This is a genomic window from Kitasatospora sp. NEAU-CNBT7 (assembly GCF_057220535.1).
Genome location: NZ_JBXQQB010000026.1, coordinates 77,228 through 99,915, shown reverse-complemented (window position 1 = coordinate 99,915; position 22,688 = coordinate 77,228). Strand labels below are relative to the sequence as shown.

Annotated in this window: 19 protein-coding genes; 9 read left to right on the top strand and 10 right to left on the bottom strand. The window is 75.4% G+C overall.

Annotated features, from left to right (window positions below; genetic code table 11):
* Nucleotides 1-43: 43 nt before the first annotated feature.
* A complete protein-coding gene (locus AC2TEW_RS28080) occupies nt 44-1,867 on the bottom strand; it encodes an alkyl/aryl-sulfatase (RefSeq protein ID WP_484626154.1) in 1,824 nt (607 codons plus the stop codon).
* A gap of 166 nt (nt 1,868-2,033) precedes the next feature.
* Between AC2TEW_RS28080 and AC2TEW_RS28075 the strand changes: the two genes are divergently transcribed.
* The 4 genes from AC2TEW_RS28075 to AC2TEW_RS28060 all read left to right on the top strand — a co-directional run bounded on the left by AC2TEW_RS28075 (nt 2,034) and on the right by AC2TEW_RS28060 (nt 5,876).
* Nucleotides 2,034-2,921 carry a PhzF family phenazine biosynthesis protein gene (locus tag AC2TEW_RS28075; RefSeq protein ID WP_484626153.1) on the top strand — a complete coding sequence of 296 codons (888 nt, stop codon included), beginning with the start codon at nt 2,034-2,036 and terminating at the stop codon, nt 2,919-2,921.
* A 110-nt stretch (nt 2,922-3,031) separates the two neighbouring features.
* Nucleotides 3,032-3,886, top strand: a complete 855-nt coding sequence (locus AC2TEW_RS28070; RefSeq protein ID WP_484626152.1) for an SCO4651 family lipoprotein — start codon at nt 3,032-3,034, stop codon at nt 3,884-3,886.
* 119 nt (nt 3,887-4,005) lie between these two features.
* The gene (locus AC2TEW_RS28065) at nt 4,006-5,217 is read left to right on the top strand and encodes a sensor histidine kinase (RefSeq protein ID WP_484626151.1); all 1,212 of its coding nucleotides are present in this window, start codon (nt 4,006-4,008) and stop codon (nt 5,215-5,217) included.
* Nucleotides 5,214-5,876 carry a response regulator gene (locus AC2TEW_RS28060; protein WP_484626150.1) on the top strand — a complete coding sequence of 221 codons (663 nt, stop codon included), beginning with the start codon at nt 5,214-5,216 and terminating at the stop codon, nt 5,874-5,876. Before AC2TEW_RS28065 ends, AC2TEW_RS28060 begins: the two co-directional genes overlap by 4 nt.
* A 65-nt stretch (nt 5,877-5,941) precedes the next feature.
* Here the strand turns inward: AC2TEW_RS28060 and AC2TEW_RS28055 are convergent, their stop codons facing one another.
* Nucleotides 5,942-6,829 carry an ATP-grasp domain-containing protein gene (locus tag AC2TEW_RS28055; RefSeq protein ID WP_484626149.1) on the bottom strand — a complete coding sequence of 296 codons (888 nt, stop codon included), beginning with the start codon at nt 6,827-6,829 and terminating at the stop codon, nt 5,942-5,944.
* Between the two features lie 207 nt (nt 6,830-7,036).
* Between AC2TEW_RS28055 and AC2TEW_RS28050 the strand changes: the two genes are divergently transcribed.
* The 5 genes from AC2TEW_RS28050 (at nt 7,037) to AC2TEW_RS28030 (ending at nt 12,587) form a co-directional block, all read left to right on the top strand.
* The gene (locus AC2TEW_RS28050; RefSeq protein ID WP_033818416.1) at nt 7,037-7,285 is read left to right on the top strand and encodes an SHOCT domain-containing protein; all 249 of its coding nucleotides are present in this window, start codon (nt 7,037-7,039) and stop codon (nt 7,283-7,285) included.
* On the top strand, nt 7,282-8,169 hold the full coding sequence (locus tag AC2TEW_RS28045) for an ABC transporter ATP-binding protein (protein ID WP_484626148.1): 888 nt from the start codon (nt 7,282-7,284) through the stop codon (nt 8,167-8,169). Before AC2TEW_RS28050 ends, AC2TEW_RS28045 begins: the two co-directional genes overlap by 4 nt.
* Entirely contained in the window at nt 8,166-10,730 is a 2,565-nt protein-coding gene (locus tag AC2TEW_RS28040; protein ID WP_484626147.1) for an ABC transporter permease, read from the top strand. Before AC2TEW_RS28045 ends, AC2TEW_RS28040 begins: the two co-directional genes overlap by 4 nt.
* A gap of 127 nt (nt 10,731-10,857) precedes the next feature.
* Entirely contained in the window at nt 10,858-11,964 is a 1,107-nt protein-coding gene (locus tag AC2TEW_RS28035) for a PLP-dependent cysteine synthase family protein (protein ID WP_484626146.1), read from the top strand.
* A gap of 98 nt (nt 11,965-12,062) precedes the next feature.
* Complete coding sequence (locus AC2TEW_RS28030; protein ID WP_484626145.1) at nt 12,063-12,587, top strand: GNAT family N-acetyltransferase; 525 nt, start codon at nt 12,063-12,065, stop codon at nt 12,585-12,587.
* A 70-nt stretch (nt 12,588-12,657) separates the two neighbouring features.
* On the opposite strand, the gene AC2TEW_RS28025 is transcribed toward AC2TEW_RS28030, so the two are convergent.
* The 8 genes from AC2TEW_RS28025 to AC2TEW_RS27990 all read right to left on the bottom strand — a co-directional run bounded on the left by AC2TEW_RS28025 (nt 12,658) and on the right by AC2TEW_RS27990 (nt 22,682).
* Nucleotides 12,658-13,512, bottom strand: a complete 855-nt coding sequence (locus AC2TEW_RS28025) for a DeoR/GlpR family DNA-binding transcription regulator (RefSeq protein WP_082526679.1) — start codon at nt 13,510-13,512, stop codon at nt 12,658-12,660.
* A gap of 40 nt (nt 13,513-13,552) precedes the next feature.
* The gene (locus AC2TEW_RS28020; RefSeq protein WP_484626144.1) at nt 13,553-16,000 is read right to left on the bottom strand and encodes a right-handed parallel beta-helix repeat-containing protein; all 2,448 of its coding nucleotides are present in this window, start codon (nt 15,998-16,000) and stop codon (nt 13,553-13,555) included.
* Between the two features lie 153 nt (nt 16,001-16,153).
* Nucleotides 16,154-17,041 (bottom strand): MOSC domain-containing protein, encoded by an 888-nt coding sequence (locus tag AC2TEW_RS28015; RefSeq protein ID WP_484626143.1) that lies wholly within the window; start codon nt 17,039-17,041, stop codon nt 16,154-16,156.
* A 235-nt stretch (nt 17,042-17,276) separates the two neighbouring features.
* The gene (locus AC2TEW_RS28010; RefSeq protein WP_484626142.1) at nt 17,277-17,954 is read right to left on the bottom strand and encodes a DUF6643 family protein; all 678 of its coding nucleotides are present in this window, start codon (nt 17,952-17,954) and stop codon (nt 17,277-17,279) included.
* Nucleotides 17,955-18,241: 287 nt separating this feature from the next.
* Nucleotides 18,242-18,685, bottom strand: coding sequence for a large conductance mechanosensitive channel protein MscL (gene mscL / locus AC2TEW_RS28005; protein ID WP_484626141.1), 444 nt, complete (start codon nt 18,683-18,685; stop codon nt 18,242-18,244).
* 207 nt (nt 18,686-18,892) lie between these two features.
* Nucleotides 18,893-20,092 carry a DegT/DnrJ/EryC1/StrS family aminotransferase gene (locus tag AC2TEW_RS28000; RefSeq protein ID WP_484626140.1) on the bottom strand — a complete coding sequence of 400 codons (1,200 nt, stop codon included), beginning with the start codon at nt 20,090-20,092 and terminating at the stop codon, nt 18,893-18,895.
* On the bottom strand, nt 20,089-21,621 hold the full coding sequence (locus tag AC2TEW_RS27995; protein WP_484626139.1) for a hypothetical protein: 1,533 nt from the start codon (nt 21,619-21,621) through the stop codon (nt 20,089-20,091). The genes AC2TEW_RS28000 and AC2TEW_RS27995 overlap by 4 nt, the downstream gene beginning before the upstream one ends.
* Nucleotides 21,621-22,682 carry a GNAT family N-acetyltransferase gene (locus AC2TEW_RS27990; protein ID WP_484626138.1) on the bottom strand — a complete coding sequence of 354 codons (1,062 nt, stop codon included), beginning with the start codon at nt 22,680-22,682 and terminating at the stop codon, nt 21,621-21,623. Before AC2TEW_RS27990 ends, AC2TEW_RS27995 begins: the two co-directional genes overlap by 1 nt.
* Nucleotides 22,683-22,688: the final 6 nt, after the last annotated feature.

Genomic DNA, 22,688 nt, shown 5'->3' with positions numbered 1-22,688 from the left:
CCCCGCCCGGGCCGGGGAGCCCGGCCGCCGCCGGGCCCGCCCGTCACGGTGTGACGACGGCGAACAGCCGGTCGGGCTCGGTGGTCACCGAGAGCAGCCGCCGGAACAGGTCCGGGTCCCCCTCGGACCCGACGCCCTCCGGGCTCCCGCCGCCGAGCAGCGCCAGCAGCTGCGCCTTGCCGAGCGTGAGGGTCAGCCCGGCCGGCGTCCGCGGCTCGGTGCCGAGCGGGACGGCGCGGTGCGTCAGCACGCCGTGGACCAGGGTCAGCCGGTGCCGGCGCCCCTCCTCGGCCATCACCAGGTCGACGGTGAGGTCCTCGTCCCAGGCGGCCGGCCCGTCGACCCGGATCGCGACCGAGTCGATCAGCTGCTCGGTGGTCAGCGCCATCGCCATCTCGGGGTTGGTGGTGTCGACCACCTGGCCGCCCGCCCCGGTGCGCAGCTCCAGCGCCGCCGTCAGGTAGAAGTTGCGCCACGGGCCGTTCTCCGCGCCGCGGCCCAGCCGGTCGTACACCCCCGCCAGCTCCTCCCGGGCCGCCGGGTCGGCCGGGTCGGCGAACACCAGGTGGTCCAGGACGGTCGCCGCGAACCGCAGGTCGCCCGCCGCCACGTAGCCGCGGGCCTTCGCCAGCGCCTGCTCGCGCCCGCCCGCCAGCTCGACGTAGCGCCGGGCGAGCTCGGTCGGCGGATGCTCCCACAGCCGGGCCGGATTGCCCTCGAACCAGCCCAGGTAACGGTGGTAGATCGCCTTGACGTTGTGGCTCACCGACCCGTAGTACCCGCGGGCGTGCCAGGCGTGCTCCAGCGCGGGCGGCAGCCGCAGCTCCTCGGCGATCTCGGCCGCCGTCAGACCGTCGTTCAGCAGCCGCAGCGTCTGGTCGTGCAGGTACGCGTACAGGTCGCGCTGGCCGGTCAGCAGCTCCACCACGTTGTCGTGGCCCCAGGTCGGCCAGTGGTGCGAGGCGAACCCCACGTCGTACGCCCCGTGGAAGAGGTCGATCGCCTCGTCGACGTACCGCGACCACATCCGCGCGTCGCGGACCACCGCGCCGCGCAGCGTCTGGATGTTGTGCATGGTGTGGGTGACGTTCTCCGCCAGGCACAGCGCCCGCAGGTCCGGGAAGAGGAAGTTCATCTCGGCCGGCGCCTCGGTGCCCGGGGTGAGCTGGAAGACGATCCGCACCCCGTCGACCGTCTCCTCCTGCCCGGTCGCGGTGACGTCCACGGTCGGCGGGATCAGCGTGATGGTGCCGGTCGACACCGCACTGCCCAGGCCCGCGCCGACCAGGCCTTCCGGGTCGCGGGGCAGCCGGTCGCCGTACATGTACACCGCGCGCCGGGTCATCGCGTTGCCTGCGTACACGTTCTCGCTGACCGCGTGCGCCAGGAACCCCGCCGGGGCGATCACCGGCACCCCCTCCGCCTCGCGGCCCGGCAGCACCCCGCGGGCGCCGCCGAAGTGGTCCGCGTGCGAATGGGTGTAGATCAGACCGGTCACCGGCCGCTCGCCCCGGTACTCCCGGTACAGCGCCAGCGCCGCCGCCGCCGTCTCGGCCGACACCAGCGGGTCGATCACGATCACCCCGCGGCCGCCCTCGACCAGCGTCATGTTCGACAGGTCGAGCCCCCGGACCTGGTACACGCCCTCGGTCACCCGGAACAGCCCCTGCCGCGAGCACAACTGCGCCTGCCGCCACAGACTCGGGTGCACCGTGCCGGGACACTCGGCCCGCAGGAACGCGAAGACACCGTCGTCCCACACCACCCGCCCGTCGGCGGCCGTGACCACCCCCGGGGTGAGGGCGGCGACGAAGCCGCGGTCCGCGTTGGCGAAGTCGGTGGTGTCCTCGAAAGGCGGGAGGCTCATCGGGCAGCTCCGTTCCGCTCGGTACGCCGCTTCGGCGCCGCGGCCCGGCCGTCGGGCAGAGCCGTACCCGCCATCCCAGCACCTCGCCCCGGCCCCCGCATCTCGTGGCCCGCCGGCCGGCGCGGGCGGCGGGAATCGCGGCGCGGCGGGCGGTGTTCGCCCCGGCATGACCGACTCTCCCGCCGCCGAACTGCTCCGCTACGCCGCCTTCACCGCCGACCCCGACGGGGGCAACCCGGCCGGTGTGGTGCTCGACGACACCGGCCTCGACGACACCACCCGGCTGGCCCTCGCCGCCGAACTCGGCTACTCCGAGACCGCCTTCCTCGCCCCCGCGGCCGCCGGCGGGCGCAGCTTCGCCGTGCGCTACTTCAGCCCCAAGGCGGAGGTGCCGTTCTGCGGGCACGCCACGGTGGCCGCCGCGGTCGCCCTGGGGGAGCGCACCGGCGTCGGGGAGTTCCTGTTCGAGACCAAGGCCGGCCCCGTCCCGGTCCTGGTCGAGCAGGGCCCGCACGGACTGCTGTCGGCGACCCTGACCAGTGTCGAACCGCAGGTCCACCCCGTCGCCGCCGACGACCTCGCCGAGGCCCTCGCCGCGCTCGGCTGGCGCGAGGACGAACTCGACCCGCAGCTGCCGCCGCGGATCGCCTACGCCGGCGCCCGGCACCTGGTGCTCGCGGCCGGCACCCGGGCCCGGCTGGCCGACCTGGCGTACGACTTCGAACGGCTGGCCGCGCTGATGACCCGGCTCGACCTGACCACCCTGCAGCTCGTCCACCGGGAGTCCCGGCGGGTCTTCCACGTCCGCGACCCGTTCCCGGTCGGCGGCGTGGTCGAGGACCCGGCGACCGGTGCCGCGGCCGCCGCCTTCGGCGCGTACCTGCGCGAACTCGACGGCGTCGAGGACGGCGAGCTGACCCTGCACCAGGGCGCGGACCTCGGACGCCCCGGCGTCCTGCGGGTGGAGCTGCGCCCCGGCGACCCGCGGATCCGGGTCAGCGGGACCGCGGTGGCCATCACCTCGGACCCGGGGCAGGGCCCGGAACTGGGCTGACGGGCCGTCGGGCGGCGCGGGGGCGGCCGGACGGCGAGGGACTGTCCGGGGCTATAGTGCGCGGGCACACCGTTCGTACCGGAGTTCGTACCAGAGATCGAGAAGGACCCTTGCGCATCCTCAACGCCGCGCCCGCCCTCGCCGTCTGCGCCCTGCTGACCGGCGCGCTCACCGCCTGCACCGGCGGCTCCGACGGGAAGGCCCCGGCCGCGTCCTCCGCCGCCGCGTCCAGCGCCTCCCCGTCGGCCACCGAGGCCGACCCGAAGGCGGCCCTGCTCGCCTCGGCGGCGGTGATGAAGCAGGCCGGCAGCGCCAAGCTGACCGTCACCGGCGGCCGGGCCGCGCTCGACAACGTCCAGCGCGGCGCCGGCGCGATGGTCTGGAACGGGTCGCCCGCCCTCCAACTGGACGGCACCGACGGCCCGGACTCCCCGAAGTTCCGCTACGCCACCGACGTGATCTACCTCGACGTGCCCGCCGCCGACCGGGCCCACTTCGACAACAAGACCTTCATGAGCTTCGACCGCAAGGCCCAGGCCGCCAAGGTCCCCGGCAGCGACATCTTCGACTCGCTCCCGCCGATGATGATCACCCTCGACCCCACCCTCGTCCTGACGGTCGCGGCCAACAGCGGCCTGCCGTCGTCCCGGGGCCACGAGACGCTGAACGGCATCGAGTCGGTCCACTACCGCTCCACCGTCACCGCCACCGCCCTGGCCGACGCCGCGCCGGGCCTGGACCCGGACACCAAGGCGAAGACCCTCGCCACCCTGGTCAAGGACGGCAGCGAGATCACCTTCGACTTCTGGGTCGACGCCAAGGGCGTGCTGATCCGGCAGAAGGAGACCGACGCCACCAAGCCCAGCGGCGCCACCGTGGTCACCTACACCGACCTGGGCGCCGGAACCGTCGAGGTGCCGCCCGCGGCGGACGTCGCCGACGTCGCCGCGCTGCTCAAGGGCTGAGCCGCCGCGCGCAGGGCGCCCGTGCGGCGCCCGTGCGGCGCGCGTACTACGTGGGGAGTAGCCGCGCCCACCCCGTCGGGCTGACGACCGGCGGCCACCGGCGCGGCTAGCCTCGTCGCATGACCGATCCGACGCCGCCCTGGCAGCCCCCGTGGGTACGCGCCGCCAAGGCCGGCCGGCCGGTCGCGCTGGCGGTGCTGGCGGCCGTCGTCCAGGTGGCCGGCTCGGCCGCCGCCGGCCGGCACCAGCCGGACCGCGTCCCGCTCGACGCCTTCGGCTACCTGCTGCTCCTGCTCGGGCCCGCCCTGCTGGTCGAACGGCGCAGGCGCCCGGCGGCGGTGGCCGTCGCCACCACGGCCGTCACCCTGGTCTACGTCGTCGCGGGCTACCCGTACGGACCGGTGTTCCTGAGCATGGTGGTGGCCTTCTGCGTCGGCGTGCAGCTCGGCCACCGCCGGGTGGTCTGGGCCTGCGCGGCCGTCTTCTACACCGCCCACCTGCTGATCGGGCACGGCCTTCCGGCCGGTCTGCTGCGCGCGCCCGCCGGCGCCCCCAACGGCTGGCAGGAACTGGGCGTCGCCGCCTGGCTGCTGCTGGTCCTCGCGGTCTCGGAGATCCTGCGCTTCCGGCGGGAGCGGATCGCCGCCGTCCGGGCCGCCGCCGAGCAGGCCGAACGCCGCCGGGTCGACGAGGAACGGCTGCGGATGGCCCGCGAGTTGCACGACATCCTGGCCCACAGCATCTCGCTGATCCACGTCCAGGCGGGCGTCGCGCTGGAACTCATGGACACCCGGCCGGAACAGGCGCACAGCGCCCTGGTCACCATCAAGGCCGCCAGCAAGGAGGCGCTCGGCGAGGTCCGGCAGGTGCTCGGCACCCTGCGCGGCCCGGCCGACTCCGCCCCGCGCGGCCCGGCCCCGGGACTGGACCGGCTCGACGAACTCGCCGACCAGGCCCGGTCCGCCGGACTCGCCGTCGCGGTGCACACCACCGGCGCCGGGCCGGAGATCCCGGCCGGCCTCGGCCTCGCCGCCTTCCGGATCGTCCAGGAGGCGCTCACCAACGTCCTGCGGCACTCCGCCGCCCGCACCGCCGAGGTCACCGTGGACCGCCTCCCCGACGGCCTGCGGGTCCGGATCGAGGACCCGGGCCCGGCCGGCGCCGCCGCGGGCCCCCGCTCCGGCGGGGCCGACGGCTCCGGAACCGGCCTGGTCGGGATGGGCGAGCGGGCCTCCGCCCTCGGCGGCACCCTCACCGCCGGGCCGGCGCCCGGCGGCGGATTCCGGGTGGAGGCCCGGCTGCCGTACCCGGCCGAGGGCGGGCCGTCGTGATCCGGGTCCTGCTGGCGGACGACCAACTGCTGGTGCGGGCCGGGTTCCGGGCACTGCTGGAGGCGCAGCCGGACCTGACCGTGGTCGGCGAGGCGGACGACGGCGACCAGGCCGTCCGGCTCACCGCCGAGCTGCGGCCGGACGTCGTCCTGATGGACATCCGGATGCCCCGGCTGGACGGCCTGGAGGCCACCCGCCGGATCGGCCTCGACCCGGCGCTGGCCGGCGTCCGGGTCGTCGTGCTGACCACCTTCGAGCTCGACGAGTACGTCTTCGAGGCGCTGCGGGCCGGGGCCGCCGGCTTCCTGGTCAAGGACACCGAACCGGCCGACCTGCTGCGCGCGGTCCGGGTCGCCGTCGCGGGTGACGCGCTGCTCTCGCCGGGCGTCACCCGCCGCCTGATCGGCGAGTTCGCGGCCCGCTCCAAGGAACCGGCCGGCCCCGCGCTCGACGTCCTGACCGACCGGGAGCGCGAGGTGCTGGCACTGGTCGGCCTCGGCCTGTCCAACGAGGACATCGCCCGCCGCCTGGTGGTCAGCCCGCTCACCGCCAAGACCCACGTCAGCCGCGCGATGGTCAAGCTCGGCGCCCGGGACCGCGCCCAACTCGTGGTGCTCGCCTACGAGTCGGGCCTGGTCCGGCCGGGCTGGTTGGGCTAGGCCGGGTCTGCGACGTCGCGTCGGACCAGCGCGCGGCGCCCGGCCGGGGGAGCCGCGGGTGCGTGCTACGCCGACGTCCGGCGGCTCTCGGCGGCGACCGCGTCGGCGAGCCGTCGCAGGCCCTGCGGGTCGGCCTGGAGGAACAGGTTCGGCTCGATCAGCTCCAGCTCCATGACCAGGGGTTCGCGGTCCGCCCCGAGCGCCAGGTCGACCCGGGCGAACAGCAGCCCGCCGGCGGCCGGTACGGCCGCGAGCGCGGCGCGGGCGGTACGGAGCTCGGCCTCGGTCGGGCGGTACGCGGTGACGCCGGGGTGCGCGACGCGGTCGTTGTCGATGGTGTTCGGCTCGGTCAGCACCGGCCCCTTGCGGATCGCGTGGCTGAACGCGCCCGCGACGAAGACCAGCGCCCGCTCGCCCTCCGCCACCAGCGGCAGGTACGGCTGGACCATCGCGGTACGGCCCTGGTCGAGCAGCATCCGGGCGTGCCGCAGGGCGTCCGCCGACCGGCCCGGCTCGTAGCGGGCGGTGTCGCGGGCCCCGGCGGAGACGGCGGGCTTGACCACCACGCCGTCGGGCCGGTCGAACTCCGCCTCGTGGAGCGGGTCCCCGGGCTCCGCGAACCGGGTCGCCACGACCGGCACCCCGCGGGAGGCGAGGTCCCGCAGGTAGCGCTTGTCGCTGTTCCAGCGCACCACCGGCGCCGGGTTCCACAGCCGGGTGACCCGGGCCGTCGCGTCGGCCCAGGCCAGGAACTCCTCGAGGCGCTCCGCGTAGTCCCAGGTGGACCGGACGACCGCCAGGTCGAACCGCTCCCACACCCCGGGGTCGGCGTCCCACGGGACCGCCTCCGCGGCCGCCCCGTCGGCGCGCAGCGCGTCCACGATCAGCGGCAGGTCGGCGTCGTACGCGACGCCCACCTCGCTGGTGACGACGGCGATCCTGGCAGTGCCCATGCGGTCCTCCGGTGGCTGGCGGTCTGCGAACCACCCTATCCAGCGAGGTCGTGCAGGTGTTCGGCGCGATCCGGCGGGCCGGGTACTCCCGGGGGAGTAGCGCGGGAGCCGCTGCCGGGACGACGCGCGGGGGCGGGCCGCGGCGGGAGGCTCGAAGGGCCCGGGGAGCCCGGGCGGTTGCGAGAGCCGACGAGGGAGATGGACCCGATGTACACCCTGCTTGCCGATGCCGACGGGCACTGGCCCGGCCCGTGGATCCTGCTGGTCCCGCTGTTCTGGCTGGCCGTCGTCGTGGTGGTGGTGACCCTCGCCCGCCGCGCCGGGTGGCGCCGCGGCTGCGGCGACGGACCGCTGGCCGCGCTCGGCCGCCGCTACGCCGACGGCGAGATCGACGCCGACGAGTACCGGGCCCGGCGCGCCGTCCTGACGGAGCACCACCGCGGCGGCGCCAAGTGACCACACCGCCTCCGGCCGCCACCACGGCCGCCACCACGACGGCGCCCCCGGCCGCGCCCGCCGCCCGGGTCACCGGGGCCGTCAAGGAGTACGGCTCCGCCGACACCCGGGTGCGGGCGCTGGACGGGGTGACGGTGGAGTTCCCGGCCGCCCGGTTCACCGCGATCATGGGCTCCTCCGGGTCCGGCAAGTCGACCCTGATGCACTGCGCCGCGGGGCTGGACACCCTCACCGAGGGCCGGGTCCACCTCGGCGGCACCGAGCTCGGCGCGCTGGACGACCGGCGCCTGACCCTGCTGCGCCGCGAACGGATCGGCTTCGTCTTCCAGGCCTTCAACCTGGTCCCCACCCTGACCGTGCTGGAGAACATCACCCTGCCGCTCGACCTGGCCGGCGCCGCCCCCGACGGGCCGTGGCTGGCCGAGCTGATCGAGGTGGTCGGCCTCGGCGACCGGCTGCGGCACCGCCCGAGCGAGCTGTCCGGCGGCCAGCAGCAGCGCGTCGCCGTCGCCCGGGCGCTGGCCGGCCGCCCGGAGGTGGTGTTCGCCGACGAGCCCACCGGCAACCTGGACTCCCGGTCCGGCGCCGAGGTGCTCGCCCTGCTGCGCCGCGCCGTCGACGCCATGGGCCGCACCGTGGTGATGGTCACCCACGACCCGGTCGCCGCCGGGTACGCCGACCGGGTGCTGTTCCTCGCGGACGGCCGCCTGGTCGACACCATGGACGCCCCGACCGCCGACCGGGTGCTCGACCGGATGAAGGACCTGGACCGCGGCACCGGCCGGTCCCGCACCCCGGACCGCACCCCGGACCGCACCCCGGACCGGGACCCGGCCACCGGAGCCGGCCCGACGCCGGTCCGCCACCCGGGAGCGGGCCGGTGAACGCCACCCGCAGGCTCGCGCTGCGTTCGCTGCGCGCCCACCGCCGCCGGCTGGCCGGCACCTTCCTCGCCGTCCTGCTCGGCGTCGCCTTCCTGGCCGGCACCATGGTGCTCGGCGACACCCTGCGCGCCAACTTCGACACCCTCTTCGCCGACGCCAACCGCGGCACCGACGCGGTGGTGCGCAGCGCCGACGTCCTGGACGCACCCAACACCCCCGGCGGGGTCCGCGCCCCCGTCGACGCGGCGCTCGCCGACCGGCTGCGGCAGGTCCCGGGCGTGGCGGCCGCCGAGCCGTCCGTCCAGGGCAGCGGACAGCTGGTCGGCAAGGACGGGCGCCCGGTGGGCGGGCAGGGGCCGCCCACCCTGGCGGGCAACTGGCTCACCGACGCCGGGCTGAACCCGTACCGGCTGGCCGAGGGCCGCGCCCCCGCCGCACCCGGCGAGGCGGTGCTCAACCGGGGCGCCGCCGCGGCCGGCGGCCTGCGGATCGGCGACACCACGGTGCTGCGCACCCCGGACCCGGTCACGGTCACCGTCGTCGGCCTGGCCACCTTCGGCGCCGACGCCGACGGCATGGGCCCGAGCACCTTCACCGCGCTGACCCTGGCCGACGCCCAGCGCTACCTGACACCCAAGGGCACCGGCCAGGCGAGCGCCATCCGGCTCCGGGCCGACGGCCTGACGCAGGAACAGCTCGCCGAGCGGCTGCGCCCGGTGCTGCCCGCCGGGGTGGAGGTGGTCACCGGCCGGGCCGCGTCGCAGGAGAGCACCGCGCAGGTGTCGGGCCGGTTCCTGACCCTGTTCACCACCCTGCTGCTGGTCTTCGCCGGGATCGCGCTGCTGGTGGCGACCTTCACCATCCACAACACCTTCGCCATCGTGGTCGCCCAGCGGACCAGGGAGAACGCCCTGCTGCGGGCGCTCGGCGCGAGCCGCCGGCAGGTGCTCGGCGCCACCCTGGGGGAGGCGCTCGCGGTCGGCGCACTGGCCTCGGCGGCCGGACTGCTCGGCGGGGTCGGCATCGCCACCGGGCTGAAGGCGCTGTTCTCGGCGCTCGGCTTCGCCCTGCCCACCGGCGGGCTGGTGATCGGTGCGGCGGCCGTCGCCCTGCCGCTGGTGACCGGTACCGCCGTCACCGTCCTGTCCGCCCTGCTGCCGGCCGTCCGGGCCGCCCGGACGGCGCCGCTGGCCGCCCTGCGCGACACCGCGGTCGACGACGCCGCCGCCGGACGCCGGGCCCGGGTCCGCGCGTCGGCCGGGGCCGCGCTCACCGCCGCCGGCGTCGCGCTGACCGTGTTCGGCGCGGTCCGCGGCCCGTCGGTGGCGCTGACGGCCGCCGGGGCGGTGGCCACGCCGGCCGGCCTGGTGGTGCTGGGCCCGGTGGCCGCGGCGCTCGCCGTCCGGGTGCTGGGCGCGCCGGTGGCCCGGCTGCGCGGGGTCAGCGGCGTGCTGGCCCGCCGCAACGCGGCCCGCAACCCGCGCCGGACGGCCGCCACCGCCACCGCGCTGATGGTGGGGGTCGCGGTGGTCACCCTGTTCACCGTGTTCGGCGCCTCGGTCCGGGCCACCCTGGACCGCCAGGTCGACCGCTCCTTCGCGGGCGACCTGGCGGTCACCGCGCCCTCGTTCGGGGCCGGCGGCAGCGGGGTGAGCCCCGCGCTGGCCGACGCGTTGACCCGGCTGCCCGAGGTCCGGCAGGCGGTCGCACTGGGCCGCGGGGTGGCCCGGATCGACGGCCACGGCCGGAGCCTGGACATCGCGGACCCGGCCCGGCTGGAACAGGTGGTGCGGCTGGGCCGGGTGGACGGCTCGCTCGCCGCGCTCGGCGCCGACGGGCTGGCGGTCTCCCGGCCGGAGGCGGCCGGCCACGGCTGGCAGGTCGGCTCCACCGTGGACGTGGCCTTCGCGGACGCCACCGAACGCTTCACCGTCCGGGCGCTGTTCGACGGCGGCGGGGTGGCCGGTGACTACCTGATGACCCCGCAGGCGTGGGCCCCGCACCGGGTCCAGGACAGTGCGGGACTGGTCGCGGTCGCCCTGCGCCCCGGCGTCCCGCTCGCCGACGGCCGGGCGGCCGTGCAGCACACGGCGGACGGCTACGGCGGCCCGCGGGTGCAGACCAGGGACGAGTACGCGGCCAGCAACGCCGCCGGGGTCGACACCATGCTCTCGGTGGTCTACGCGCTGCTCGCGCTGGCGGTGCTGATCGCGCTGCTGGGCATCGCCAACACCCTGGGCCTTGCGGTGCACGAGCGGACCAGGGAACTCGGGCTGCTGCGCGCCGTCGGCCAGACCAGGGGCGGGCTGCGGGCGATGGTGCGCTGGGAGTCGGTGCTGGTGGCGGCGTTCGGGACGGTCGGCGGGCTGGGCCTCGGGGTCTTCCTCGGCTGGGCGCTGGTCCGGGCCTCGGACGCGGCCGGCACCGGGGCGTTCGCCGTCCCGCCGGCGCAGCTGACGGTGGTGCTGCTGGCCGGGCTGGTCGCGGGGGCGGTCGCGGGCCTGCGGCCGGCGGCCAGGGCGGCGCGGCTGGACGTGCTGCGCGCGGTCGCGGCCGAGTAGTGCTCCCCGGGCCCGGGATAAGCGGAAGCTGGATCCCTCCTTAATGTTACTTATCGTAGTTGATGGTTACACTACGTGGGAGTGGCCGAGTGGCGCACGAGGCGGCAGAGGCGAGGGAGAGCGCGCGATGGTTGTCCAGACCACGGACGTGGACCGGTCCGACAGCGACTACCGGGCGTGGCTGAAGGAGGCGGTGCGCAAGGTCCAGGCCGACGCCAACCGCTCGGCCGACACCCACCTGCTGCGCTTCCCGCTGCCCGAGGAGTGGGGGATCGACCTGTACCTCAAGGACGAGTCCACCCACCCCACGGGCAGCCTCAAGCACCGGCTGGCCCGCTCGCTCTTCCTGTACGGGCTGTGCAACGGCTGGATCCGGCCCGGCAAGCCGGTGATCGAGGCCTCCAGCGGCTCGACGGCCGTCTCCGAGGCGTACTTCGCCAAGCTGATCGGTGTCCCGTTCGTCGCGGTGATGGCCCGCAGCACCAGCCGCGCCAAGATCGAACTGATCGAGTTCCACGGCGGCCGCTGCCACCTGGTCGACCGCCCCGCCGAGGTCTACGAGGTCTCCGCCCGGCTGGCCGAGGAGACCGGCGGGCACTACATGGACCAGTTCACCTACGCGGAGCGGGCCACCGACTGGCGCGGCAACAACAACATCGCCGAGTCGATCTTCGCCCAGCTCCGGCTGGAGCCCCACCCCGAACCCGCCTGGATCGTCGCCACCGCGGGCACCGGCGGCACCTCCGCCACCATCGCCCGCTACGTGCACTACCAGCAGTTCGACACCCGGATCTGCGTCGCCGACCCGGAGAGCTCCTGCTTCTTCGACGGCTGGACCAAGTCCGACCCCGACGCCACCTGCGCGACCGGTTCCCGGATCGAGGGGATCGGACGGCCCCGGATGGAGCCCAGCTTCGTGCCGGGCGCCGTCGACCGGATGATGAAGGTGCCGGACGCCGCGTCGATCGCCGCGATGCGGATGCTGGAGAAGGCGATCGACAAGAAGGCCGGCGCCTCCACCGGCACCGGGCTGTGGAGCGCGCTGCGGATCGTCGCCGAGATGCGGGCCGCCGGCCGGACCGGCAGCGTCGTCACGCTGATCTGCGACCCGGGCGACCGCTACCTCGACAAGTACTACTCGGACGCGTGGCTGGCCGAGCAGGGCATCGAGATCGCCCCCTACCTGGAGCTGATGGAGGGCTTCCTGAACGGCCGCACCGACCGGCTGGCCTGACGGGACGGAGGGGCGGGACGAAGGGGCGAAGGGGCGGGGCGAAGGCGGGCGCCGGACCGGCTGACAGCCGATCGGACGGTGTGGTAACCATCCCTGTTATGAACGATCTTCTGACCGAACGGCTGGCCATCCACCCGCTGACCGCCGGGGAGGCCGAGCTGGTCGCCGCCGGCCGGCCCGGCCCCGGCACCAACTGGGCGCCGGACTACCCCGCCGAGGGCGAGCAGGCCGGCGCCCGGATGTTCCTCCGGGCCTGCGCCGCCGTCGGCGACCCGCACCCCTTCGGCGGCTACGAGATCCGGCTGCGGGCCGACGGCCGGGCGATCGGCGGCATCGGCTTCCACGGCGCCCCCGACGAGGACGGCGCCGTCGCGATCGGCTACGGCCTCGCCGAGTCCGCCCGCGGCCACGGCTACGCCCGCGAGGCCGTCCACGCCCTGCTCGGCCTCGCCCGGAGCCACGGCGTCACCGCGCTGCTCGGCGACACCACCCACGACAACCTGCCCTCGCAGCGGGTCATGCTGGCCGTCGGGATGGAACTGGTCGCCGAGGACGAGGAGTTGAAGTACTACCGGCTGGCGCTCGACGCGGCCGGCGGGCCCGGCCGGGCCCAGGGCGCCTGACGGGCCGCAACGCCTGACGGCCCGGAACGCCCGACGGCCCGGGACGCCCCGGGTCCGGGCGTCCCGGGGCTCAGGAACCCTGCTCGTCCTCGTCCTCGGCCGGCTCCAGCCCGGCCAGGATCAGCTCCCTGACCTGCTCCCTGGCCGCCTCCACCGCGTCCGCGGGCAGCCCCGCGTCCGCCACCCAGGTGTCCACCTCGGCCAGTTCGGCGAAGCTGGACAGTCCGATCGTGCCCCACTTGGTGTGGTCCGCGACCAGCACCGTCCGGCGGGCCGAGGCGACGAACGTCCGGTTGGTCTCCGCCTCCGCCAGGTTCGGCGTCGACAGCCCGGCCTGGGCGGACAGCCCGTGCGTCCCCAGGAACAGCAGGTCGAAGTGGAGCGATCGGATCGCCCGGTCCGCCACCGGACCCACCAGCGCGTCCGACGGCGTCCGCACCCCGCCGGTCAGCACCACCGTCGCCAGCTGGCGGCCCTGCTGGTGCTGCGCCCGGTCGAACACGTCGGCCACCCGCACCGAGTTGGTCACCACCGTCAACTGCTCGATCTCGGTGAGGTGGTGGGCCAGCGCGTAGGTGGTGGTGCCGCCGGAGAGGGCGATCGCGCTGCCCGGCAGCACCAGCCGCGCCGCCGCCCGGGCGATCTCCTCCTTGGCGGACAGCTCCAGCGCGGACTTGGCCTCGAAACCGGGCTCGTGGGTCCGGGCGGCCTCGGTCGGCACCGCGCCGCCGTGCACCTTCTCGATCACCCCGGCCCGCGCCAGCGCGTCCAGGTCGCGGCGGATCGTCATGTCGGAGACGTTCAGCTGCCTGGTCAGCTCGTTGACCCGGACGCCGCCCCGCCGGCGCACCTCGTCCAGGATCATCGCCCGGCGCTGCTCGGCGAGCAGGTTGCTGCTGTCGGCCACGTGGTCACCCCTCCGCATCGTTGCGCCCCCATCCTCCCACGCCGGCGCACCCCCGGGATCAGCCCGGAAGGTCGGCGGGGACCAGCAGTTGCAACTCCTCGGTCGACGGGTCGGCCAGCTGCGCGACCCGCATCGCGTGGCGCTCCACCATGGTCTCGAAGACCTGCCGGGCGGTGCGGCCGTTGCCGAACCCGGGCCCGCGGTCGATCCCGGCGAAGTGGTCCAGCAGCGCTCCCGCGGTGGCCTCCGCCAGCTCGTACTCGTGCTCGGCGCACTGCGCGCGGGCGATCTCCAGCAGCTCGGCGGCGCTGTAGTCGGGGAAGGTCACGGTGCGGGAGAACCGCGAGGACAGACCGGGGTTGGCGGCCAGGAACCGCTCCATCTCGGCCGTGTACCCGGCGACGATCACCACCGCCTCGTCCCGGTGGTCCTCCATCAGCTTCACCAGGGTGTCGATCGCCTCCCGGCCGAAGTCCCGGCCGCCGTCCGGCGGCGCCAGCGCGTACGCCTCGTCGATGAACAGCACCCCGCCCCTGGCCTGTTCGAACGCGGCCTGGGTGCGGATCGCCGTCGACCCGATGTGCTCGCCCACCAGGTCCACCCGGGCCACCTCGACCAGGTGGCCGCGCCGCAGCACCCCGAGCGAGGCCAGGATCTCGCCGTACAGCCGGGCCACCGTGGTCTTGCCGGTGCCCGGGGCGCCGGTGAAGACCAGGTGCCGGCGCGGCGAGGGCGCCTTCAGCCCGGCGCGCTCCCGGCGGCGGCCGACCGAGATCAGGTCGACCAGGGTGCGGACCTCCTGCTTCACGGTGGCCAGCCCCACCAGCGCGTCCAGCTCCGCCAGCGCCTCCTCGGCCGGCCGGCAGTCCGGGATCGGCGAGATCGGCGCGGGCGCCGGGACGGTGGACCCCGGGAGCGCCGCGACGGCCGGCAGCCGCACCGGCAGCCCGGCGACGGGCCCCGCGGGCGCGGCGAGCGACGGCAGCGGCGCCGGCGCCAGCGCCCGGGGCGCGGGCAGCTCCAGCGGCGGCGGGGGCGCCACGTCGTCGGAGACGCACGCCTCGACGACCGGCCCGGGCTCCGAGAACTCGAAGCCCGCCCGGCCGTTGTGCTCGGCCCGGCACCGGGTCAGCCGGGTGCGGCAGCCGTCGATGATGTGGAAGCCGAAGCCCTTGCCGTGCGAGACCCGGCACTCCTCGAAGCTGCCGAGCCCCTGCGCGGAGACGTACACCCCGGCGTCGCTGCTGCCGCGCACCGTGCAGCCGCGCAGCTCCGGATCGGCGCCCTTGGTGACGATCACGCCGGTCGAGACGTCGGCGATCTCGCAGTCCGTCAGCCGGCCGCCGCTGCTGTGGTCGCGGAACCACAGGCCGGTGCCGGCCCGCTGGATCCGGCAGGCCGTCAGTTCCACGGTGGCGCCGCCGCTGACCGACACCGCGGAGCTGCGGATCGAGCTGAACGAGCAGTTCTCGGCGCTCGCCGTGGAACCCCGGTCGAGCACGAACAGCGCGTCGGGCAGGTCCCGCAGGGTGCAGTCCGACAGCTCGACCCGGGCGCCGTCGCTCACCCACAGCGCGGGGTAGTCGCCGGTGGCGGAGTGGATCTCGGTGCCGGTGGCCTGCGCGTGGGTGCCGGAGTCCCAGACAGACAACGCGCCGCGGCCGAACGAGTGCACGGTGCACCGGTGCAGGCCGAGCCGCGAGCGGCCGCGCAGGTCGGCGGCGTTCTCCGGCAGGTCGTGCAACCGGCAGCCGGTGAGCCGGAGTTCGGCGTCGGTGTCCAGGGTCAGGCCGTTCCCGGTGACCCGGTGGACCGTGCAGTCGGTCAGCCGGCCGACCGCGCCGGACTCCGCCTGCACCCCGCTGCCGCGCACCTCGTACAGCTCGCAGCCGGTCAGCTCGGCCGTCGAGCCGCGGTCGGCGAGCAGCAGGGCGGCGCCGGAGGCGTGGTGGATCCTGGTCCGCTCCACCAGGGCGGTGGAGCCGCCGAGCACCGCCAGCCCGGCCTGGCCCGCGTCGGTGAGCTCGCAGTCCTCCAGCCGGGCGCGGGCCTCGCCGCGCAGCCGTACGCCCAGGCCCGCCGGGTTGGCGACGGTGCAGCCGCGCAGGGTGGCCGCCGCCCCGGCGGTGACCTCGACGCCGACCGCCGAGCGGGCCTCCACCCGGCAGCCGGTCAGCTCCGCCTCCGCGGCCGCGCCGGTGACCAGGACGGCGGGCGCCGCCGTGTCGGACGCCTCGACCACCACACCGCGGACGGCCGCGGCGGCCGTCACGGTCAGCGGCACGCCCGAGGCGGGCACCAGCCGGACGGTGCCCGGCCCGTCCGCGGCGACCAGGGTGACCGCCTTGTCGAGCACGACCGCCTCCCGGAAGGTGCCGGGCCGCAGGGTGAGCGTGTCACCGGGTTCCGCGGCGGCCAGGGCTTCGCCCAGCGTCTCGTACTCCCCGGCGCGGCGGCGCCAGCGGGAGCCGCTGTCCTGCGTGACCCGGACCCTGTGCTCAGCCATGACGGTCTGTCGTCCCCACCTTCGTCGAGGCCTGCGTGCCGCCCCACCGTAGCGTGCTCCGCCCGCCCGGCCCGGCCGCTCACCGGTTCAACGAGCGAGCGGGTGCGCGGTTCCGGACGGCGGACCGGTGCTCGGTGCCCGTACCGCCCGGGGTCAGTCGTCTTCGGCGTGGCCGCCGTGCTCGAGGACCGTCAGGCCGTCGCCGAGGCGGACGGTGCCGAGCCGGTCGCCGGCCAGGCCGGCGGGGCGCTCCGGGACCAGCTGCACGCCGAAGATCAGTTTCTGGCCGATCCGGTGGTGGCGGCCGAGCGCCCGCAGCGGTTCGGGGCCGCGCCGCACGCCGGTCTCCTGGTCGGTGGTGGTGACCACGCAGCGGGCGCACAGCTTGGCCACCCGGAAGGAGACCTCGCCGATCCGGATCCGCCGCCAGGTCTCCTCCTCCCAGGGCGCGGTTCCGTCGACGACCAGGTTGGGCCGGAACCGCTCCATCGGCAGCGCCGCGCCCTTCACCGGGTCGTCCGGGTGGTCGGCGGCGATCCGCCGGTTCAGCTCGGCCAGCGAGGCGGTGGTGGTGAGCAGGAACGGGAAGCCGTCGGCCATGCTGACCGTCTCGCCGGGCAGCGCGTACTTCGGCTTGACGGGGCGGCTGGTGTGCGGGCGGTCGAGGTGGACCAGCCGCAGGTGGTCGCCGAGCCGTTCGCCGAACCAGAGCTGGGTCTCCTTGGCGGCCTCGGCGGCGCCGAAGACGGTCCCGAAGATCTCCACGTCGGCCGGCGGGGCACCCTCCGCGGTGCGGGGGGCGGCGATCTCGGTGCTGGCCCCGTCGGGGTCGGTCATCACCAGGCCGCCGCCGGCCGCGGGGACCGCGCGGAAGCGGGCCAGACCGGGGAGGTCGCGCTGGGTGACCGCGCGGCCCTGCTCGTCGACCAGCATCCAGCGGCGGTCGCCGGCCAGGCCCCAGGGCTCGACGGGGGCGCTGCGCGGGCTCAGCCGGTAGGTGGACTTCACGGGGTACAGGTGGAGACCGGTCAGCTGCGGCATGGCCCCCATCCTGCCAGGCGCGGTGGCGGTCCGGCACCGGGTCCGCCGGGGTGGGAGGTGTGCGACCGGCCGGTGCGGCCGGGGTCCCGTCCGTGCCCCCGGGCCGGGCCTGGCCCGGGTGTGCGAGGGCCGCCCGCGCCCCGCGATGCTCGCGGTGCACGGGCGGCCCCCGAGGTCGACCTGCGCCCTGCTGCCGGCCCCCGCCGCCCTCGTCCGGCGGGGGTCGGGGCCGGGCTCAGCCGGCCTGGGGGTACTGCGGGTACTGCGGCTGGCCGTACTGCTGCGATGCCGGGCGGACCGGGGCGACCGGCGCGGCGGGCCGCAGCTGGTTGCCGCCGAAGCTCTGGTCGCCGAAGCTCTGCTGCTGCGGGGCCTGGGCGAAGGTGTTCTGGCCGCCGAAGCTCTGACCGCCGCCGAAGCCCTGGCCGCCGAAGGTGTTCTGGCCGCCGAAGCCCTGCCCGCCCACGCCCTGCGGGGCCTGGGCGAAGGTGTTCTGGCCGCCGAAGCTCTGGCCGCCCTGGCTCTGGTAGCCGCCCTGGTACGCCGGCGGGGCCTGCTGGAAGCCGGGCGCCGAGGCGTAGCCGGTCATCGGGGCCTGCGGCGCCGGGTACACCGCCGGGGTGGCCTGGACCGGGATGTGAGTGGTCATCGGACCACTGCTCGGGCCGGGGCCGAGCGCGAGGCGGGCCGGCGGCAGCGCGGGCAGATTGCTCGCCGGGCTGTCGAACGAGGGGGCGTAGCTGCTCTGGTACGAGGAGCCGTAGCCGGTGGCCGGGGGCAGCGCCGCCGGCACGTTGATGGGCGCGATCTGCGGGACGCCGCGTTCCGCGACAAGGCTGTCGTAGATGGGCGTGCCGGAGCCGAAGGACGGAGAGGGGTAGCCGACTCCGTCGTAGGAGCGGGGCGAGGTCATGGGGCATACCGTAAGCCCACAATGTGCCTGCTGAGGAGAGTGGAAGGCAGGGGAGTTCAACTGTTTACACAGTCTTCGCTCGAACAAACGGCTCGAAAGTGGGAAGATCCGACATTTCGGCACCCGATTTCGGCCACTCGAGGTTTCTGACGGGTAGTCGAACACTTATCGAACAGCCCATGGCGGGTTCCGGGCCGCCGGACGCGGCCCGGCGGCCCGGACCGGTCCGCCGGGCAGGCGTCCGCGGCCGTCGGCCCAGGCCGCCGGCCGGACGGGGGGATCCCAGGTCAGCGGCTCTGCAGCGGCTGCGCCGGCAGCCCGCGGTGGCCGGTGAGCTCGGTGGTGCAGAACGAGCAGCGGGAGGCGGCGGCCGGAATGCTGCTGAGGCACTCCGGGCAGTCGGTCTTCGCGACCGGGACGGTCCGCACCGGGTTGAACCGGTCCTGCAGCTTGCCGACCGGCACCACCACCGCGAAGTAGATCACCGCGGCCACCAGCAGGAAGCTGATCAGGGCGTTCAGGAACGCGCCGTACGGGAAGGTGGTCCCGGCGACCGCGAAGGACTTCTGGGAGAAGTCGCCGACCGCGCCGGTGGCGACCCCGATCAGCGGGGTGAGGAACGCCGTCACGAACCCGGTGACGACGGCCGTGAAGGCCGCGCCGATGACGATGCCGACCGCGAGGTCGACGACGTTCCCGCGCAGCAGGAAGCTGCGGAAGCCCTTGAACACCGAGTGCTCCAAATCGTACGGGGGCAGGCCACCTGGCGGCCTGCCGCGGACCCGGGCCGACCGGGCCCGGCGCGCCATCCTCCCGACACAACAGGCTTACGGTCCAACCGGGTTCACCTGATTCGGCTAAGCATCGAACCGGCGCTCTCAGCTCGAAGGCGCGTGCCGCCGGACGCACCGGCGCCCGGCGGCACGGCCCCGGCGGGCTCAGTGCCCGGCGGCGCGCAGACGCTCCGCGTGCGGCCGGACCTTCAGCACGGCCCCGGCGACCCGGCGGACGGTGGCCGCGTCCATGTGGGTCCACAGCGGCACCGTGAGCACCGAGTCCGCCAGCCGGTCGGTCACCGGCAGGTCCTCGGCCTGCCCCAGGTGCGCGTAGGACTGCTGGCGCTGCACCGGCGGGTGGAAGTAGCGCCGGGTGTCGATGCCCTCGGCCTTCAGCGCCCGCGCCAGCTCCTGCGAGCCCAGGCCGAAGACCTCGGCGTCCAGGATCAGCGTGAGGTCCTTGAAGGTCGACACGTCGCCCTCCTCCGGCAGCGCCAGGCGCAGCCCCGGCACCCCGGCCACCTGCGCCGCGAACTCCGCCACCAGGGCGCCGCGGTGGGCGACCCGCTCGGGCAGGTCGGCCAGCCAGGCCAGGCCGACCGCCGCGTGCAGCTCGCTCATCCGGGCGTTCAGGCCGGGGAAGAGGGTGTTGTAGTCGCCCGGGTTGCCGTAGTCGCGGCCGGTGCGCAGGGTCTCGGCGAGCGCCGCGTCCCGGGTGGCGACCAGGCCGCCCTCGCCCGCCACCGCGACCTTGGTCGGGCTCATCGAGAACACCTCGGCCAGGCCGAAGTTGCCGATCGGCACCCCGCGGCGGCGGCTGCCGAAGCCGTGCGCCGAGTCGTAGACCAGCGGCACCCCGGCCGCGTCCGCCACCGCCTGGAGGTCCTCCACCTGGCAGGGCGTGCCGTAGACGTGCGTCGCCATCAGCGCGGCCGGCCGGTCGGCGGCCTTCAGCCGGGCCTCGGCGTCGGCCACGTCCAGGGTGATGTCCTGCTCGCGGGCCTCGGCGAAGACCGGGGTGCCGCCGGCCCAGTGCGCGGCGTGCGCGGTGGCCGAGAAGGTGAACCCGGGCATCACCACCGGGCGGCCGCCACCGACCCCGGCCGCCTGGAGCACCAGCATCAGCCCCGCGGTGCAGTTGGAGACGGCCACCACGTGCGGGACGTCCAGCAGTTCGGCGGCCCGCTGCTCCAGCTCGCGCACGGTGGCGCCGTTGGTGAGCTGGCCGCTGTCCAGGACGGTGCCCAGGCGCTGCAGCAGGGACTCGCGCTGCGGCACCCGGACGCGGGTCAGCGGCAGCCCGTCCGGGAACTCCGGGGTGCCGCCGAGGGCGGCGGGCAGTGCGAGGTCGGTGGTGGTCATGTGGTTCGATCCCCCCTGGGACGAGGTGGTGAGTCCGGCCCGCCGACGCGGGCCGGGTGTTCGTGGGACACGCTCTGCTCCGGGCGCGAGCCCCACTGTCCGGGCGGCACCCGCCACACCGGTGCCCGGGAGCGTTTGGTGGGCGCGGCCCGCGCGGACTCGGGCCGGGGCACCGCCAGCAGCACCAGGAACAGCGGCAGCACCTGCACCCGCTCCCGGGAGAGGATGCCCATGTTGTTGATGGTCGAGAAGGCCCAGCAGAACAGCAGGGTGTAGACCACCGTGTAGGCGATGTAGGAACGCTGCAGGAACAGCCTGGGCAGCTGCCGCAGGTGCGGCCAGCCCCGGATGAACATGATCAGCAGGGCGAAGCACTCGACCGACTGGATCAGGTTCTGGATGTTGGAGGCCTCGAACGGGAAGGGCCGGAACAGCACGCTGATCACCGCCACCGGCAGCCCGGTGGGATTCAGGCTGAACTGCGGGGCGACGTCGTCCGCGGGGGCCGCGTTGATCATCGAGGAGCCCTGGGAGGTCCGCCGCGAGGTCTCCGACAGCACGTGGTTGAGGCTGTCCCCGTTGGCGCCCTCGGTCCCGAAGAAGGTGGAGACCTGCTGCAGCATCAGCATCACGCCCGCGCCCATCACCACCACCGACAGGATGGTGCGCAGCGGCCCGAGCGCGCTGACCTGCTGCGGCCGCTTGCGCAGCACGTACGCCACCGACAGCCCGGCGCCGGCCAGCACGGTGACGTGCGGGCGGACCATCGCGGTGCCCAGCGAGCCGAGCGCGATGCAGACGAAGGCCCCGAACCGGCGGTCCAGCAGCCGGGCCACCCCGTACGTGGTCAGGCCCAGGCAGAGCATCATCCAGGCGTCCTTGCCGATGCTGGACGGCCAGAACAGCAGCGAGGGCAGGAAGAAGACCAGCTTGGCGTAGCGCCGGGAGTCCGCCTCCGGGAAGGCGATCTGCACCGCCCGCCAGAACAGCAGCAGCCCCCAGAAGCCCATCCAGGAGAACACCAGGAAGCCGCCGATCAGGGTCGGCCCGGTGATCGCGTACACCACGCCGGTGACGATGATGATGAAGCCGGTACCGGCCACCTTCATCCCCAGGTCGTAGTGGACGCCCTGGCCGAGCAGGTCGGCGCTGTCCAGGTACTCGGCGAGCGCGCTGCCCTTCTGGTGGTACATCTTCGAGTCGGCCGCGCCGCCGTACAGCACGAAGGCCATCAGGTAGCGGGGGAAGGCGCAGAACAGCTTCAGGCCCATGGCCAGCATCAGCAGCTTGAACACCGCGGGCTCGGGGTTGGCGGCGGCCACCCGGGCCAGGATCGGCGTGCCGATCGCCATCAGGGCGGGCGCCACCAGCAGCGCGCCCCAGGTGTCGTAGCTGGTGTGCACCATCGCCACCACGAACAGCGTGACGTAGCCGATCACCAGCCCGGCCGCCACCGCGGTGGGCCAGTGGACCCGCCGGGCGAGGGCGCGCAGGTCCGGCCGCCCGAGGGCGGCTGCCGGACGGTCCATCAGAAGACCTCCAGGTCGCCCAGGCTGAACCGCCAGTCGGCCAGGGTGCGTTCGGCGGGCAGCGGGCCGAGCGGACCGCGGGCGGCCAGCGTCATCCCGGTGCGGGGGGCGGTCAGGTAGCCGCCGCGCAGCGCGGCGGCGGCCGCCTCGGTGCCGGGGGCGAGATGGGTGGCGGCGTGGTCGCAGCCGGCCGCGGCGGCGGCCCGCAGCAGCCGGGCGGCGGTACCCCGGTCGCCCGGTCGCACGATCACGTCGGCGAGGGTGAACTCGGTCAGCGGACCGCGCCGGCGGGGGCGGCCGAAGGCGATCCCGGTCAGCTCGCCGCCGCGCTCCGAGGTCAGCACCCGGTAGTCGAGACCGGGGGCGTCGCCGTAGCGCCAGCGCAGGAAGGACTCGGTCCGCAGGACGGCCTGCCGGCGGTCCGCGGCGTCGCTCTGGGCCCGTTCGGCGAGCAGTTCGGGCAGGCCGGCCGGCGGTGCGGCGAACCAGTCGGCGGCGGTGGGCAGCCGGCAGCGCAGCGGACGCGGCTCGGCGGCCGGGCGGCGGGTCAGCGCGGCCCGCGCGCCGAGCGCGAAGGCGGCCGGGCGGGCGATCCGCAGGGCGATCGGCACCCGGCCGACCACCCGCCAGCCCATCTTCAGGTAGCCGGGCAGGCTGTTGCCGTTCGGGGTGTTGAAGACCAGCTCGGTGTCGCCGGCCACCTGCTCCAGCAGGCCGGTGGTGAGCCGGCGGAAGATGCCCCGGCCCTGGAAGTCCGGGTGGGTGGCGGTGTCGACCGGCCGTACGGCGCGGACCGCCCGCCCGCCGGCCTGCCACTGCCAGCGCAGGAACAGCCGGACGCCGGCGAGCCGGCCGTCCGCGGTCTCGGCGAGCAGCCCGGGGCTGGCGCCGAACGGGTTGCGACGGTGCTTCCAGGCGAAGAAGTCGGCGCTGCGGGTGCCGGTCGGGCCACCGGCCAGCGAGGCCGTCAGCAGCTCCAGCACGGCCGGGGTGTCGGCCTCGGTGAGCGGGCGGACGGTCAGCTCGGCAGCCGCTGACGGCCGGTCGGACGGGGTGGTCACGGGGGT

What these genes read in the sequence shown, in the direction of transcription:
- AC2TEW_RS28080 (WP_484626154.1), bottom strand. Translation starts at nt 1,867, where the DNA reads ATGAGCCTCCCGCCTTTCGAGGACACCACCGACTTCGCCAACGCGGAC.
- AC2TEW_RS28075 (WP_484626153.1), top strand. Translation starts at nt 2,034, where the DNA reads ATGACCGACTCTCCCGCCGCCGAACTGCTCCGCTACGCCGCCTTCACC.
- AC2TEW_RS28065 (WP_484626151.1), top strand. Translation starts at nt 4,006, where the DNA reads ATGACCGATCCGACGCCGCCCTGGCAGCCCCCGTGGGTACGCGCCGCC.
- AC2TEW_RS28055 (WP_484626149.1), bottom strand. Translation starts at nt 6,829, where the DNA reads ATGGGCACTGCCAGGATCGCCGTCGTCACCAGCGAGGTGGGCGTCGCG.
- AC2TEW_RS28050 (WP_033818416.1), top strand. Translation starts at nt 7,037, where the DNA reads ATGTACACCCTGCTTGCCGATGCCGACGGGCACTGGCCCGGCCCGTGG.
- AC2TEW_RS28035 (WP_484626146.1), top strand. Translation starts at nt 10,858, where the DNA reads ATGGTTGTCCAGACCACGGACGTGGACCGGTCCGACAGCGACTACCGG.
- AC2TEW_RS28030 (WP_484626145.1), top strand. Translation starts at nt 12,063, where the DNA reads ATGAACGATCTTCTGACCGAACGGCTGGCCATCCACCCGCTGACCGCC.
- AC2TEW_RS28025 (WP_082526679.1), bottom strand. Translation starts at nt 13,512, where the DNA reads ATGCGGAGGGGTGACCACGTGGCCGACAGCAGCAACCTGCTCGCCGAG.
- AC2TEW_RS28020 (WP_484626144.1), bottom strand. Translation starts at nt 16,000, where the DNA reads ATGGCTGAGCACAGGGTCCGGGTCACGCAGGACAGCGGCTCCCGCTGG.
- AC2TEW_RS28015 (WP_484626143.1), bottom strand. Translation starts at nt 17,041, where the DNA reads ATGCCGCAGCTGACCGGTCTCCACCTGTACCCCGTGAAGTCCACCTAC.
- AC2TEW_RS28010 (WP_484626142.1), bottom strand. Translation starts at nt 17,954, where the DNA reads ATGACCTCGCCCCGCTCCTACGACGGAGTCGGCTACCCCTCTCCGTCC.
- AC2TEW_RS28000 (WP_484626140.1), bottom strand. Translation starts at nt 20,092, where the DNA reads ATGACCACCACCGACCTCGCACTGCCCGCCGCCCTCGGCGGCACCCCG.
- AC2TEW_RS27995 (WP_484626139.1), bottom strand. Translation starts at nt 21,621, where the DNA reads ATGGACCGTCCGGCAGCCGCCCTCGGGCGGCCGGACCTGCGCGCCCTC.